We start from the raw sequence: 15,137 nt of genomic DNA on the forward strand, positions 1-15,137 counted from the left end.
GAACGCATGGATCCGGGATCTATTCCGCGATGTCCGGATCCACTGGGACGAGGAAGCCGTCGGTCACGAGCGTGCGCAGCCTCGGTTCCAGATCGGCCCAGAGCGCGGCCGGCGGCACCTCGAACAGCTCGGCGAGCGCGCTCGTGATCTGTCCGACCGTCAGTTCGCCGTCGCAGACCCCGACGAAGCCGGCGAGAGCCGGATCCACCGACACGGTGCGGCCGAACCCGCCGCCCTGGCGCAGCTCGATCACGGAGGGCGCGTCCTGACCCGGGATGTGGTGGCGCGCCTCGGTGACATCGGGAGCGACGAGCAGCCGGTCGGGCACTCCGTCGGCGAGCGCGTCATGCCCGGCGAGGCCGTCCCGGAAGGCCCGCCCCGCGCTCGTGACCGCCTGGGCGATGGTCTCGAAGCGGCGCAGCGGCGGCACCGGAGTGCCGGATTCCCGCACTGCAGGGCGGCGGATCAGCACATACCCGAAGCCGATCTCGCTCACGCCTCGGGCATCGAAGTCGTCCAGCCACGCATCGAGCAGCGAATCGAACGCCGGGTCTCGCGGCGTCGTGCCGCCGTCGCGGATCCACAGCTCCGCATAGCCGAGCGGCGACAGCGTCTCGCGCTGCACGACCCAGGCATCCAGCGCCGGATCGATCCACGACTCCAGCCGGCGCATGCCCAGCGCCCCGGTCTCCGAGCCCGTCGCCCCCGCCCCGGGACCCGTCGAAGGGTCGATGGACTCCCAGTTGCCGAGCAATTGCGCCGACCCTCCTGGAACGAGGTGCTGCGGCGCGGTGCGCACGAACGCCTCGACCAGCGCGTCGCCGACGAGCCCCCCGTCGCGGTACTCGTACTCGGGCACGTCGGCGCCGCGCGGGGTGATGACGAACGGCGGGTTGGAGACGATCAGACCGAAGCTCTCCCCGGCCACCGGTTCGAAGAGACTCCCGAGCCGGAACTCGATGTTGTGCACGCCGGCGAGCATGGCGTTCAGCTCCGCATAGGCGAGCGCGCGTTCGGAGATGTCCGTCGCGACCACGGATCCGGCGTGCCGCGAGACCAGCAGCGCCTGGATTCCGCATCCGGTGCCGAGATCCAGGGCTCGTTCGACCTCGATCGGCATCACCAAGGACGCCAGAGTCCGGGAGGCGCCGCCGACGCCCAGCACGTGATCGGGAGGCAGCACGCCGTCCTCGTCGAGGTGCTGCAGGGCCAGCTCGTCGAGGTCGCTCGCGATCCACCACTCCCCCACGCCGTCCGCGTCGACGAAGGACTGCGGGCGGATGAGCGCCGCGGGCACGACCAGATCGTCGGAACGGTACGCCAGCCCCAGCTCCTCGACGCCGTCCACGCCGGTGCGGGGCAGGGCCGACGCGACGTCGGAGAGCGGCTGCGGCATGCCGAGCACGAAGAGGCGTCCGAGCGTCGCGAGCGGATCGGTGCGTGCGGCGAGCGCCCGCAGGAGCGGCGACCGGATCCCTCGGGCGAGCGCGTCGTCGGCCTCGGCGCCCCAGGCGTCGCGCAACGGCTCGGAGCGCAGATCGGCCGCGTCGAGGTCGGCGGCGAGCGCCGCGCAGAGCAGCGAATCAGGGCGGGGCGTCAGGTGTCGGACCACGGCGTCAGCCTACGCGGCACAGCGAGACCGGCATCTTCCCCGATGCTCGTCCTGCCCACCTCCAGGGATCCGCACACCGCGCCGCCTAGACTCTCAAGGCCAGCACTCGCCGCGCCCCGCGCGCCCGACGGATCCTCGATGACTGCGACAACGACTGTGAGATCTCCCCTGCGCCAGCGCCTCCGCCGCGCGGCCGGGGCGCTCGTCGTCGCCCTCGGCCTCGTGCTGCCGCTCGCCGCACCGACGCCGGTCGCTGCAGCGAGCACTCCGGCGCCGAGCCCCACGCAGACGCCCTCGCACGCGGGCCTGCTGCTCTCCCTGCTCCCCGACGCCAACGGCGCCTATGTCTCCGGCAGCCCGCTGACGGCGACTCTGACGCTGCGCAATGACGCCACCACCGGGCTCGGTGCGGGCACGGTCCACCTCGAGCTCGGCCGCACGGCCCTCGCCGACCGCCGTGCAGTGGGCGCCTGGCTGGACGGATCCGCCGACGCGCCCGCACTCAGCCCCATCGGCGATGTGCGCACCACGGTGCTGGATGCCGAGGGCACCTCCCGCACGCAGGTCGTCGTACCGGGCGCCGATGTCGGGGCGCTGAACCCCGGCGTCTATCCCCTGCGCGCGCGTTTCGAGGCGGCAGCGACGGGGAGCCCGACCTCCTCGGCTGAGTCGCGCACCGCCCTCGTCGTCGCGCAGGGTGCGCCCGCGACGGTCGTCACGGTCGTCCCCATCACGGCGGCGCCCGAGGGCGTCCTGCTCAGCGCGACCGAGCTCACGGCGCTCACCGCCCCGGAGGGAGCCCTCACCGCGCAGCTCGACGGCGTCGCGGGCACACCGGCCGTGCTCGCGGTCGACCCCTCGATCGTCGCAGCGATCCGGGTGCTGGGCACCGCCGCCCCCGCGACGGCTGTGGCATGGCTCTCCCGGCTCGAGGCCCTGCCCAACGAGCGCTTCTCCCTGCAGTTCGCCGACGCCGACACCACCGCACAGGCGGCGGCCGGGCTGACTGCGCCACTCGCGGTGGATGACTTCACCCCCTTCCTCGGTCCCGCGGGCACTCCCACGACCCCGACGCCGACCCCCACCGCGACGACGGCCGCGACGGCCGGTGCCGTGCCCTCCACGGCCGATGCGATCGCCGGCGCACGCACCGACATCCTGTGGCCGCGCGGCGAGGTGACCGCCGATCAGGTGGCGACGATGTCGCACTACGGCCCGGCAGGGGGCGACACGGTGTCGATCCTGCCCTCGACGAGTTTCACGGCGGGCGCGCAAGGTGCGGCGGTCGCCGCACGGGGCTCGGTCGGTGGCTCCTCCGTGCTCGTCGCCGACGCCGCCGTGTCCGCCGCGCTGAGCGCCGCAGCGGCGCAGTCCGATGCCTCGGCCCGCGGCGGGGCACTGATCACCGCCAATGCGATGCTCTGGTTCGACGCCCCCGGTTCGACCGTTCTCGCCGGGCTCGCACGCGCCGACACCCGCTCCGAAGAGGGGCTCTCCAGCGCGGTGACGGCCTTCAGCGGAGGCCTCGATGGCCGCCTCGACCGCGTGCTGTCGAACCCTCCCACCGAGCTGACGGTCTCCACCGAGTCGGCCGAGGACAGGGGCGCCGCCGTCGTCACGCTGAATCAGGATGCCGACAAGCTCACGCAGTTCGCGACCATCCTGGAGCGCCCCGCCGACCTGACGGTACGCGAGCGCATCTCGATGATGCGCCTGCTCGGCGTCGGGGTGCACACCACGCCCGATGACTTCGCCTCGGCGCTGCGGACGCACCGACAGGCGACGCAGAAGACCCTGAACGCCGTCGGGATCCAGCCGTCCAATCCGATCCTGATCAGCCCCAAGGTCACCGTGCCCGTATGGGTGCGCAACGAGCTCCCGTACCCGGTGCGCGTGCGGCTGAACGTCGTCCCCAGCGATTCGCGGATCGACGTGCCGAAGGCGACCGACGTCGAGGCCCAGCCGTCCAGCACCACGCCGGTGCGCCTGCCGCTGGAGTCGCACGTCGCCACCGCCGAGATCACGCTCACGATGTCGCTCACGAGCCCGACCGGCGTCGCGATCGGGCCGCAGCAGACCGCGCGACTCACGATCCGTGCCGAGTGGGAGACCATCGGCCTCGTCGTGTTCGGCGCCCTCGGCCTGCTGCTCATCGCCGGAGGAATCTTCCGCACCATCCGCCGGCGCAGGGCCGCCGCGGAGAAGCATTCCGCAGACGGCATGGATCCATCGGAGGATGATGTCGCAACGGACGGTGATGTCGCCACGGGTGAGGAGAAGCATGAGTAGCCTCGGCCGCGCGAGCGCCCTGCTCGCGGCAGGCACCATGGTGTCGCGGATCACCGGCCTGCTGCGCACGATCGTGCTGGTGGGCGTGATCGGGGCCGTGGGCAAGGCCCCGGATGCCTTCGCGCTCGCCAATCAGCTGCCGAACGATGTGTTCTCGATCATCTCGGTGGGGCTGCTCACCGCGGTCCTCGTGCCCCAGATCGTCAAGGCGGTCGCCGGGGAGGACGGCGGCAGCGCGTTCATCTCGAAGATCTTCACTGCCGGCACCGTCCTGCTGCTCGCAGCCACCGCCGTGGCGATGCTCGCCGCGCCCTGGATCGTCACCGTCATCATGAAGGCGGGTACGACCGTCGAGCAGCAGCAGCTCGCCATCGCCTTCGCGTACTGGTGCCTGCCGCAGATCTTCTTCTACGGTCTCTACGCCCTCATCGGGGAGACGCTGAACGCGCGCAGGATCTTCGGGCCGTTCACCTGGGCGCCGGTCGTGAACAACGTGGTCTCGATCGCCGGTTTCCTCATCATCGGCTCCCTCTTCGGAACGCCGCTGACCGATGTCTCCGACTGGCCCGCCGACCGCATCGCCTGGCTCGGCGCCACGGCCACCCTGGGCATCGCCGTGCAGGCGGGCGTCCTGCTCGCGTTCTGGCCGCGCACCAGGCTCGCGCTGCGCGTTGACTTCCGCTGGCGCGGGGTGGGTCTCGGCAACGTCGGCAAGCTCGCCGGCTGGACCATGCTCATGGCGCTGTCGAGCCTCATGGCCGGGTTCTACCAGCACAGCGTCGCGCTCGAGGCTTCGGGACCCAATGCCTCGCTGACCGTGATGAACAACGCCTGGCTGATCTTCATGCTCCCGTACTCGGTGATCGTGCTGTCGATCGGTACCCCCTACTTCACTCAGCTCAGCGAGCACGCCCATGCCGGACGCATCGATGACCTGCGCGGCGACATCGGCCGCAGCATTCGCACCCTCGGCTTCTTCCTGACGGGCGCACTCGCGGCCGTGGTCGCCGCGACGATCCCCGCGTCCCGCATCTTCACCGACAACCGCGACGAGGCCCAGGCCGCGGCCCTCGTGCTCGTCGGCTACCTGCTCGCCCTGCTGCCCCTTGCGGTCCTCTTCATCGTGCAGCGCACGTTCTACGCTCTCGGCGACACCCGCACGCCCTTCTTCTTCACGATCTTCCAGTGCGTGCTCATCGCCGCCACCGCTTTCGGGACGAAGCTGCTCCACGAGGCCGGCATCGTCCCGCTGTCGGCGCTGGCGGCGACACTGGCGCTCGGCCAGTCCCTGGCCAGCATCCTGCAGACGATCGTCGCGACGGCGCTCCTGCACCGTCGTCTCAACGGCATCGGCACAGGCCGGTGGATCCTCGCGCTGGGCCGATTCGTCCTCGCGGCGATCCCCGCCACGGCGGCGGGCTGGGGAGTCTTCCTCCTCCTCGGCGGCGCGCACGGGTGGACGACAGCGGACCGGATCCCGGCGGCGATCGGCTGTCTCATCATCGCTGGGGCGGTCCTCGTGGTCTACCTCGGCCTGCTCGCTCTGCTGCGCGCTCCGGAGCTCGACGCGCTGAAGGGACTCGTGCGCCGCTTCGCGCCGTCCCGATGAACACCGGCATCCACCCGCCGTCATGACACGCACCTACCCCGGCACGATCGCCGCCGCCGTCACGCGCGAGCTCATCGTGAAGAAGTCGCGCTTCATCGCGCATCTGGTCCCTGTCCGGTCCGTGGCTGAGGCGGACGAGGTGATCGCGTCCGTCCGCCGGCAGTACTGGGATGCCCGTCACAACTGCACCGCGATGGTGACCGGCGTCACCGGGGATCAGGCACGATCCTCGGACGATGGAGAGCCCTCCGGCACAGCCGGGATCCCCATGCTGGAGGTGCTGCGCCGGCGCGGCCTCACCGACGTGGTCGCGGTGGTCACCCGCTACTTCGGCGGCGTCAAGCTCGGCGCCGGCGGCCTGATCCGGGCGTACTCCACGGCGGTCTCCGATGCGCTGGACGAGGCCGTGCTGCTCCATCGTCGCGAGTTGCTCGAGGCGCGCGTCGATGTGCCGCATGCCGACGCCGGGCGCATCGACAACGGTCTGCGCGACTGGGCCACAGCCCATGGATCCTCCTTCGGCGAGGTCGTGTACGGCGCCCTGGCGTCGTTCACCCTCTGGATCCCGCCGTCCGACAGGGCGCTCTTCGTCGACGATCTCGCCTCATTGTCGGGCGGGTCCCTCTCCCCCGTCTTCGGCGGGACCCGCATCGTCGACGTCGCCTGAGCCCCTCGCCGCCCCGAGCGTGCGATCGCACCGCGAGGTCGCCCAGCCGCGCGGAATGCCGCGCCGGTACCATGTGTTGAAGCGTGCGAGAGCAAGGAGAAGCAATGCGACAGGTCATCATCATCGGTTCGGGACCCGCGGGGTTCACGGCGGCGATCTACGCGGCCCGCGCGAACCTCAACCCCGTGCTCGTCGCGAGCTCGGTCGAGGTCGGCGGTGAACTGATGAAGACCACCGAGGTGGAGAACTTCCCCGGCTTCCCCGAGGGGATCCAGGGCCCCGACCTCATGGCCAAGATGCAGGAGCAGGCCGAGAAGTTCGGCACCGAGGTGCTGTACGACGACGTCACCGAGCTCGAGCTCGACGGCGACATCAAGAAGGTCACGCTCGGCAGCGGGACGGTGCTCGAAGCCGCTTCCGTGATCTACGCGACCGGATCCGCCTACCGCACGCTCGGCATCCCCGGTGAGGATCGCCTGTCCGGCCACGGTGTCTCCTGGTGCGCGACCTGCGACGGCTTCTTCTTCCGGGAGCGCACGATCGCGGTCGTCGGAGGCGGCGACTCCGCAATGGAGGAGGCCACCTTCCTCACGAAGTTCGCCTCGAAGGTCTACATCATCCACCGCAAGGACACGCTGCGGGCGTCGAAGATCATGCAGGAGCGGGCCTTCGCGAACGACAAGATCGAGTTCATCTGGAACAGTGCCGTCGAAGAGGTGCTGGGTGACGACGCGACGTCCGGGGTGCGCCTGCGCAACACGGTCGACGGCACCACCACGGATCTTCCGATCGATGGACTCTTCATCGCGATCGGCAATGACCCGCGCACCCACCTGGTGCACGGCAAGCTGGACCTCACCCCCGAGGGAACGATCTGGGTCGACGGGCGCACGTCGCGTACGTCCGTTCCGGGCGTCTTCGCCGCGGGTGATGTGATCGACCCGACCTACCGTCAGGCGATCACGGCCGCGGGGTCGGGCACCGTGGCGGCGCTGGACGTCGAGCACTTCCTGGCGGCGCTTTCGGACGGAACCCCTGCGGAGTCGGTCCTCGCCTGAACGGCGGGAACAGTTCCGCCCCCATTGCTGTTGACTTCACCGAGCGTGACACGCTCACACGAACAAGGAGAATCATGACTGCCAAGGCAACCAGCCAGGCGACCTGGGAGCAGGACGTGCTTCAGGCCGAAGGCCCCGTTCTGGTCGACTTCTGGGCTGCGTGGTGCGGACCGTGTCGCATGGTCGCACCGGTGCTGGACGAGATCCAGTCGGAGAACCCCGACAAGATCACCATCCTCAAGCTCAATGTCGATGAGAACCCCGATCTCGCCATGAAGTACCAGATCACGTCGATCCCGGCGATGAAGGTCTTCCAGGGCGGAGAGGTCAAGACGACGATCATCGGCGCCAAGCCGAAGTTCGCGCTCGAGCAGGATCTGGCATCCTTCCTGGGCTGACCCCCTGACGACGAAGCCCGCCCTCCTCCGAGGGCGGGCTTTTTCGTGTCTGCGCGAAACCGGCCCGCCTGCCCGATGTGGCTTACCCGCACAGGGCTGTTGTGCGGGTCGTCCTGCCCAGCCGGCGCGGCGCTCCGCGCAGCGGGTTTCACGTGAAACAACCTCTCCGAGTGGACTCCCCTCCCGCTGCCCATGCGCGGTGCAGGTCACGTGTTCTTCACAGCCATCAGGAATGCTGGCCCAGGGGCTACGTATCCGGCCGGCCGGACTGTGATGCAGTGCCCCGGACTTGAGGTTTCACGTGAAACGCCTAGCTCGGGGAGCATGCCCGGAGCGTCCGCATCGCGACAGCGCGGACGCGGACGCGGACGCGGACGCGGACGCGGAATGTTATCGCCAGTTCATGTGCAGGACCGGTGCCACGACAAGGACCAGACTCCCGACTTGTCCTGTGACGCTCCCACGTTTCACGTGAAACACGTGGGTCGCTAGGAGCGAGCGTCGTCGGCCAGCAGGTCCCAGCGTCGATACTTGGGCCCGTCCCCGAGCAGGCCCCACACGATCGAGGTCAACTCCGGATAGTCGAGCGCGATACGACGGAGGACCTCGAAGTTGCGTGCCTCGTCAGGACGGACGCCCCCACTCTCGACGATCTCGTCGGCGCGCAGCAGAAAGACCACGAGCTCATCGACGCTGGGCAGCTCTTCCATGAACGCCCACGGGTCTTCTCCCCCGAGCAGCCTCTCCTGCACGAGAACGGCCAGCTCGTCCGCCGCCTCAGCGCGCAACACCTCCAGGCTGGCACGACGCGTCGGGGACTCACTCACCCGTCAAGCCTACGCGGCGCCGCCGACACGAAGGCCCGGAACGCATCCGCTGTCAGCGAAGACGTTCCGGGCCGAGTGATTACCAGGGGTGTCTCAGAGGCTCAGGAGCCGAAACCCTCCTGGCCGATCTCCTCGAGGATCCGATTCAGATCCTGAATGGAGGCGAACTCGATCTTGACCTGGCCTTTCCTGGCGCCCAGCGCGATCTGGACCCGGGTGTTGAGGCGGTCTCCCAGCTTGCCGGCGACGTCGTCGAGGTAGGCGCGGCGCGCGCCCGCCTGTGGCTTGACCGACTTCGTCACGGTGCCGGAGGCCGCAATGACCTTGGCCGCCTCCTCGGTCGCGCGCACCGAGAGATCCTCGTTGACGACCTTGTCGGCCAGCCGCTGCATGAGGTCGGCATCGTCGAGGGAAAGGATTGCGCGCGCATGGCCCGCGGTCAGCACGCCGGCAGCTACACGCTGCTGCACGGGAACCGGTAGACGCAGGAGGCGGATCGTGTTGCTCACCTGCGGTCGGGAGCGTCCGATCCGTGTGGCGAGCGCCTCCTGAGTGATGCCGAAGTCTTCGAGCAGCTGCTGGTAGGCGGAGGCCTCCTCGAGGGGATTCAGCTGAGCGCGGTGCAGGTTCTCGAGAAGAGCGTCGCGCAGGAGATCTTCGTCGGCGGTCTCCCGAAGGATCGCCGGGATCGAGTCCAGGCCGGCCTCGCGCGCGGCGCGGGTGCGCCGCTCGCCCATGATCAGCTCGTACTGGCCGTCGGAGTTCTGCCGCACCACGACCGGCTGAAGCACTCCGAACTCGCGCACGCTGTGCACAAGCTCAGCCAGATCGTCCTCGTTGAAGTGCGTGCGCGGCTGGCGCGGGTTCGGAACGATGTCGTGCGGGTCGACCCGGATCAGGCGGGCACCCGGAACCGCGACGAGATCCGCCTCGGGCTCCGCACTGACCATCGGCGTGGTCTCCTTCGCCGTCTCCGTGGTCCGCGCTCCGGGGAAGAACACGTCGACCGGACGCTCTGCAGCATCCGAAGTGGGGATGAGTGCGCCGATCCCCCGGCCGAGTCCCGTGCGTTTGGCCATCAGTGCCCCTTCTCGTTCTCTTTCGTCGCCCGTCGAGCGATCTCCACTGCTGCTTCGCGGTAGGCGACGGCGCCCACCGACTGTCCGTCGTACGCGATGACCGTCTGACCGAAGCTCGGCGCCTCGGAAACACGGACAGAGCGCGGAATCACGGTGTTCAGAACCTCGTGCGGGAAGTGTCCACGGACCTCCTCGGCGACCTGCTGCGCAAGACGGGTACGTCCGTCGAACATGGTCAGAAGAATGGTCGACATCGTGAGCTCGGGGTTCAGATGCTTCTGAATCATCCGGATGTTGCCCAGCAGCTGGCTCAGCCCCTCGAGTGCGTAGTATTCGCACTGGATCGGGATCATCACTTCCGTCGCCGCCGTGAACGCATTGATCGTCAGCAGCCCCAAGGAGGGCGGGCAGTCGATGATCACGATGTCCATGGGGTGCGCCGCCAGGTAGTCATTGAGTGCCGTGCGCAGTCGGTGCTCGCGCGCGACCTGGGAGACCAGTTCGATCTCGGCGCCCGCGAGATGGATCGTGCTCGGCGCACAGAGGAGATTCGGCGACTCCGGACTCACCTGCACGACGTCCGCGAGAGGCACGTCACTGATGAGAACGTCGTAGATGCTCTGCAGATCTGCGGTGTGGGGCACTCCCAGCGCTGTCGACGCGTTTCCCTGCGGGTCGAGGTCGATCACCAGCACTTTCGCGCCGAGCTCCGCCATCGCTGAGGCGACATTGACCGCGGTGGTGGTCTTACCGACGCCGCCCTTCTGATTCGAGGTCGTGAAGATCCGCGTGGGTCCGTCGAAGTGCACGGAGACGGCTTCCAGAGCCTTGCGACGCGCAGTGAGATCTGCGAGCTCCCGCGCCAGGGGAGTGTCCACGCCGTATTCAGCAGTCGAGGTGTTCGAGGACTGTTTCACGTGAAACATCCACTCCTTTCGACGATCTCCGACGGGGAAACGACGGAATCTCCACTCTAACTTGAACCACCGACCATCCCACCGTCGAGGACGGGATCTGTGCGATGTTTCACGTGAAACCTGATTGTGTGGACCGATCCCTCAGTCGTGCAGCGCATCCGCCATGCGATCACACCTGGGATCTCGGCACCTAGCCCCGTGACGGAGACCCAAGGGTGCAGGGGCGGACTGCAGCGGAAGGAAGTGAAAGGGAAGTGAAGAGGTACAGGGGGGTACAGGGTTACGGGAGGTACAGGGAGGCACAGGGGTACGGGAGGCACCGAGAGTGAAGAGGTGCGGGGAAGTACAGGGACGTGAAGGGGTACTGAGACGTACAGAGAAGTGAAGGGCTCCAGGAACGTACGAGGTAATGGCGCGTGCAGGGGTAAAGGAGGTAGCGGTCCGCAGCGCACTACCCGGGGGCGCAAGGACGTACAGGGGTAACGGGACCTATAGGGGTAGCGGGACCCAAAGGGGAAAGGAGGCGTAGAGGGGTAGCGGGACCCAAGGGGGAAAGGAGACGTAGAGGGGTACAGCGAGGTATCGGCCCACAGCCAGGTACCCGGGGACACAGGAAGGTGCCGCGGCGCAGAGAAGTACAGGGCTCAGGAGACGGGGTGAGGTTGCAGCAACGTACAGAAGTAGAGGGACGTACAGGAGTAGACGGACGTACAGGCGCACAGGGACGTACAGGGAGACAGAGAGGTGCAGGGAGACAGCGTCCCGAAGTCCCGCGTCCCAGGCGTCACGACATTCAGGGCCCCTTTCCACCCTGAGGAGCGGTCGTGCGTCATCCTCACGCCGGACCGCAGCCCCCACTCCCCTGCGAACCCAGGGAACGATCGTCATCGTGGGCAAGAGGAACAAGGTGACACGTCCCGTGGGTGAGACTCGAGGCCTCCCCCACCCAGCGCGGGGCTATGTTTCACGTGAAACGCGTCACAACAGCCCCGAGTGATCGGGCAACGTGCTGAGGGAATCACAGAATCGCGAGGCATCGCCTGCGCGGGCACATCCACTTGTTGCGCAGGACGCGTCGTAAGGCGTCGGTGAACGCGGCGCGTGGGAAGTGATGGCGCGGGGTCGGATGGGGAAGCGGAACGATCGCCTGAAGGGTGATTCTCACCCCGCCGCGGATGCGCTACCTGCTCTGTCTCTGTACGCCGGTTCTCTCCAGACCGCACCGCACTCTGCGTTCGTGAGGGAGGGGAGCCATACTCACGACTGCCGATGCCGCTGCAGAATGCAGACTCAAGCACTCCAGAACCGGCACCAAGTCCACGGCAAGCCGGGAAAGACGGCAGCACAATAGGGCGAACTAGGTCGCACGACTCCAGATGGCTACCGTTTCACGTGAAACACGCCCGCCCCATCCCTGCCTGAGAACGAGCACTCAGCATCCAGTTGCTGGGGGCCGAAGACGCCCCAGGAACCGCCGACTCCCCGCGTCGCGGGTTCGATTCGGGGCAATTGCGTCGGGTGGCCCGTGCGGCGTCAGGCGCGGACGGTAGCGCGGAGAACGCGTGTGGTCTCCGCGAGCACGCTTTCGCCGAGGGTCTCTACTCGAACGTCGCTCAGCAGGAATTTCCGGATCTGCTTCTGAGCCGCAGTGATCTCGTTCTCCGCATTCGCACCCTTCAGCAGGGCAAGCTCGCCGCCGTTGCGCACGAGAGGTGCCGTCCACGGAAGCAGCGTGCGCAGTGCACTGACCGCACGCGCGGTCACCATGTCAAAGCGTGCACTGAGACCCACGTCTTCCGCGCGGCCACGTACGACGGTCACGTTGGAAAGCCCCAGCGCCGACACCTGTTCGTCGAGCCACGCGACGCGGCGCTCCATCGGCTCGATCAGTGTCCACTCGACGTCGGGTCGGGCGATGCCGAGCACGATGCCGGGCAGTCCTGCACCGGATCCCACGTCCGCCACTGAGCCGTGAAAGAGCGGCGCCGCGATCGCACTGTTGAGGATGTGGCGGGTCCAGAGTCGGGGAACCTCAAGGGGCCCGATCAGCCCGCGCTCCTCCCCCTGTGCCGCCAGCGCCGAGGTGAAGCTCCGGGCGAGGTCGATCCGATCGCCGAAGAGCGTCGCGGCGACAGCCGGCTCCCGCTCCAGGGATCCCGAGTCCGAGTCAGACATGTTTCACGTGAAACGTTAGTGGCGGCGGATGACCGTGTGTCGCGTCGGACCGTCGCCGTACGACTCGGAGACCAGTCCGCGCTCCGCCACGATGTCGTGCACCAGCTTGCGCTCGTAGCTCGACATCGAGGGCAGCGATGCCTGGGAGGCACCCTCGTCGAGCTTCGCCACGGCGGAGTCGACCAGGCGCTCCAGCTGGGTGCGGCGCGCGTCGCGGGATCCTGCGACATCCAGGATCACCCGCGAGAACGATCCGGTGCTGCTCTGCACCGCCAGGCGAGTCAGCTCCTGCAGTGCCTGAACAGTGTCCGGCGCGGAAAGCAGCCGCAGTCCGTCTCCCTCGGCCTCGACCGAGACGTAGGCACGACCCTGCTTGACGTCGAGCGTCAGGTCGCCGTCGATGTCAGCGATGTCCAGCAGTCCCTCGATGAAGTCCGCTGCGACATCACCCTCGTGCTCCAGGTCGGAGACCGTCGGCTCCGCCACATCCTGCTCGGTCACGCCTTCTCCCCGCTCTGGTCCTTCTTCGCGCGCTTGGCGCTCTTCGGCTGCTGACGCTTGGGCTGTTGCGCACGAAGGCGCTCGGCGTCCTCGAGCATCTTCTGCTGCTCTGCCTCGTACACCGCCACCGGCACGACCTTGCCCTCGGAGTTGATGGCCTTGCCCTTGCGGGCGAGACGCTCCTCGCGCGCCTTGGCAGCGTCGGATCCGGGCGTCGGCATCTCACGCAGCACGAGGAACTGCTGTCCCATCGTCCACAGGTTGCTGACGAACCAGTAGATGACCACGCCGAGCGGGAAGAACAGACCCGAGAAGATGAAGCCCAGCGGAAGGATGTACAGCATGATCTTCTGCATCTGGTACGCCTGGCCGGTCTTGGCCTCGGGCGACAGGTTCTTCGAGATGATCTGCAGCTGCGTGAAGAACTGGGATCCGATCATGAGGATCACCAAGACGATGAGGATCGCGACCGTGGTCTCCCAGCCGGCCGGCTTGTGCTGCACCGCGTCGACGAGGCTGGTGTGCAGCGGAGCCACTCCGAACAGCGTCGCGTCGTAGAACTGCTTCGTGAGCTCCTTGGTCAGAAGCCACACACCGCCGACACCGGCCTCGGCGTGCTTCTTGACGTCGCTCAGCGTGTAGAACATTCCGAGCAGGAAGGGCATCTGCACCAACAGCGGAAGACAGCTCGACATCGGCGTCGTGCCGTGCTTCTTGTACAGCGCCATGGTCTCCCGACTCATGGCCTCGCGGCTCAGCTGATCGCGCTTGCCCTTGTACTTCTCCTGAACTTTCTTCAGTTCAGGAGCGATTTCCATCATCTTGCGCTGGCTCTTGATCTGCCGCACGAAGAGCGGGAACACCGCCGCGCGGATGACGAGCACCAGGCCGACGATCGACAGCACCCAGGTGAGGCCGGCGGCGCCGGGCATCCCGACCGCGGTGAAGAGCCAGTGCCAGGCGACGAGGATCGCCTCGACCAGGGCCTTGAAGGGCCACATGACGGTGCCGAGCAGGTCGAAGCCACCGCTCGAGGCAGCGGGCGTCGTAGACGCGGCAAACAGGAGGTCGGAACCCACTGGTCAGTCCTTTCGGGAGGGTACGACGAATCCTCGAGGCGTGAGGGCGTGTCGGAAGTTCTTGTGCGGCGGCACATCGTCCACGCCGCCGTGGCTCCAGGGATTGCAGCGCAGGATCCGCCACGCCGAAAGGCCTGCGCCCTTCACCGCACCGTGCTGCTGCACCGCACCTACAGCGTAGGCGGAACAGCTGGGGTAGTACGCACAGACATCGCCGTACAGCGGGGAGACCACCGCGCGGTAGGCGGTGAGGAACCCCAGCACCAGATTGCGAGGCACCAGGGGAACCGCCCGCAGGGCGTCCGCGGCATGCAGATGCGCCGTCCCTCGGGAGTACGCCGGAAGCGCGCTCATCGCGCACCCCGGGCGACGGCGCCGTCCACGTCTGCGAGCAGCTCGGCGAACGTCGCGCGTGCCGCGGTCGGCAGCGCACGGATCACGACGTCGATCCCGTCGCGCAGCGGAAGCTGACGGGCACAGGCATCCTTCAGACGACGCCGGACGGTGTTGCGGGTCACCGCGTTTCCCACCTGCTTGCTCACGATGAAACCGAAGCGCACGGGGCGCTCTTCACCGGTGTCGAGCACCGAGACGATCAGCCGGGGCCCGCCGTATCGCCGCCCGCGCCGAACCACCGTGCGGTAGTCGGACCCGCGGACGAGGCGATGCGGGCGGGCGAGCACGGATTACGCCGAGAGCTCGACACGGCCCTTCGAGCGGCGTGCCGACAGGATGGCGCGGCCGGCGCGGGTGCGCATGCGGGCGCGGAAGCCGTGCTTCTTGGCGCGGCGGCGGTTGTTGGGCTGGAAAGTGCGCTTGCTCATGATTTCTCCGGGAAGGGAAGCTGTCACCGGGATCGATGCGGCCGGAGACGGGTGGACAAAGACTGCCGAAATGGCATAAGTCAACCGATTAAGGCTACGACG

General features: G+C 68.0%; 15 protein-coding genes. 5 read left to right on the forward strand and 10 right to left on the reverse strand.

All coding sequences use genetic code 11. The features are described from left to right. Window positions 1–19 precede the first annotated feature (19 nt). Window positions 20–1,612, reverse strand: coding sequence for a DUF7059 domain-containing protein (locus WFJ01_RS02720; RefSeq protein WP_336628134.1), 1,593 nt, complete (start codon window positions 1,610–1,612; stop codon window positions 20–22). Between the two features lie 156 nt (window positions 1,613–1,768). On the opposite strand from WFJ01_RS02720, the gene WFJ01_RS02725 reads away from it, so the two are divergent. The 5 genes from WFJ01_RS02725 to trxA all read left to right on the forward strand — a co-directional run bounded on the left by WFJ01_RS02725 (window position 1,769) and on the right by trxA (window position 7,633). Further along, a complete protein-coding gene (locus tag WFJ01_RS02725) occupies window positions 1,769–3,901 on the forward strand; it encodes a DUF6049 family protein (RefSeq protein WP_336628135.1) in 2,133 nt (710 codons plus the stop codon). After that, window positions 3,894–5,510, forward strand: a complete 1,617-nt coding sequence (gene murJ, locus WFJ01_RS02730; RefSeq protein ID WP_336628136.1) for a murein biosynthesis integral membrane protein MurJ — start codon at window positions 3,894–3,896, stop codon at window positions 5,508–5,510. Before WFJ01_RS02725 ends, murJ begins: the two co-directional genes overlap by 8 nt. A 22-nt stretch (window positions 5,511–5,532) precedes the next feature. Continuing rightward, entirely contained in the window at window positions 5,533–6,177 is a 645-nt protein-coding gene (locus tag WFJ01_RS02735; protein WP_336628137.1) for an IMPACT family protein, read from the forward strand. Between the two features lie 104 nt (window positions 6,178–6,281). Next, entirely contained in the window at window positions 6,282–7,235 is a 954-nt protein-coding gene (gene trxB / locus WFJ01_RS02740; protein ID WP_292882363.1) for a thioredoxin-disulfide reductase, read from the forward strand. Window positions 7,236–7,258: 23 nt separating this feature from the next. Further along, entirely contained in the window at window positions 7,259–7,633 is a 375-nt protein-coding gene (trxA, locus tag WFJ01_RS02745; protein ID WP_292883549.1) for a thioredoxin, read from the forward strand. A gap of 488 nt (window positions 7,634–8,121) precedes the next feature. Here the strand turns inward: trxA and WFJ01_RS02750 are convergent, their stop codons facing one another. The 9 genes from WFJ01_RS02750 to rpmH all read right to left on the reverse strand — a co-directional run bounded on the left by WFJ01_RS02750 (window position 8,122) and on the right by rpmH (window position 15,035). Then, on the reverse strand, window positions 8,122–8,460 hold the full coding sequence (locus tag WFJ01_RS02750) for a tryptophan synthase subunit alpha (RefSeq protein WP_292882360.1): 339 nt from the start codon (window positions 8,458–8,460) through the stop codon (window positions 8,122–8,124). A 101-nt stretch (window positions 8,461–8,561) separates the two neighbouring features. Then, entirely contained in the window at window positions 8,562–9,539 is a 978-nt protein-coding gene (locus WFJ01_RS02755) for a ParB/RepB/Spo0J family partition protein (protein WP_336628138.1), read from the reverse strand. Further along, the gene (locus WFJ01_RS02760) at window positions 9,539–10,465 is read right to left on the reverse strand and encodes a ParA family protein (protein WP_336628139.1); all 927 of its coding nucleotides are present in this window, start codon (window positions 10,463–10,465) and stop codon (window positions 9,539–9,541) included. The genes WFJ01_RS02755 and WFJ01_RS02760 overlap by 1 nt, the downstream gene beginning before the upstream one ends. Window positions 10,466–11,989: 1,524 nt before the next feature. After that, on the reverse strand, window positions 11,990–12,631 hold the full coding sequence (gene rsmG / locus WFJ01_RS02765) for a 16S rRNA (guanine(527)-N(7))-methyltransferase RsmG (protein WP_336628140.1): 642 nt from the start codon (window positions 12,629–12,631) through the stop codon (window positions 11,990–11,992). 15 nt (window positions 12,632–12,646) lie between these two features. Beyond that, window positions 12,647–13,132 (reverse strand): Jag family protein, encoded by a 486-nt coding sequence (locus WFJ01_RS02770; RefSeq protein WP_251443817.1) that lies wholly within the window; start codon window positions 13,130–13,132, stop codon window positions 12,647–12,649. Next, window positions 13,129–14,211, reverse strand: a complete 1,083-nt coding sequence (gene yidC / locus WFJ01_RS02775) for a membrane protein insertase YidC (RefSeq protein WP_336628141.1) — start codon at window positions 14,209–14,211, stop codon at window positions 13,129–13,131. Before yidC ends, WFJ01_RS02770 begins: the two co-directional genes overlap by 4 nt. A gap of 3 nt (window positions 14,212–14,214) precedes the next feature. Next, the gene (gene yidD / locus WFJ01_RS02780) at window positions 14,215–14,565 is read right to left on the reverse strand and encodes a membrane protein insertion efficiency factor YidD (RefSeq protein ID WP_292882343.1); all 351 of its coding nucleotides are present in this window, start codon (window positions 14,563–14,565) and stop codon (window positions 14,215–14,217) included. Beyond that, the gene (gene rnpA, locus WFJ01_RS02785) at window positions 14,562–14,894 is read right to left on the reverse strand and encodes a ribonuclease P protein component (protein ID WP_336628142.1); all 333 of its coding nucleotides are present in this window, start codon (window positions 14,892–14,894) and stop codon (window positions 14,562–14,564) included. The genes yidD and rnpA overlap by 4 nt, the downstream gene beginning before the upstream one ends. A 3-nt stretch (window positions 14,895–14,897) precedes the next feature. Further along, window positions 14,898–15,035 carry a 50S ribosomal protein L34 gene (gene rpmH, locus WFJ01_RS02790; RefSeq protein WP_116241601.1) on the reverse strand — a complete coding sequence of 46 codons (138 nt, stop codon included), beginning with the start codon at window positions 15,033–15,035 and terminating at the stop codon, window positions 14,898–14,900. Between the last annotated feature and the right edge of the window lie 102 nt (window positions 15,036–15,137).

Source organism: Microbacterium sp. MMO-35 (genome assembly GCF_037147555.1).
Classification (GTDB): domain Bacteria; phylum Actinomycetota; class Actinomycetes; order Actinomycetales; family Microbacteriaceae; genus Microbacterium.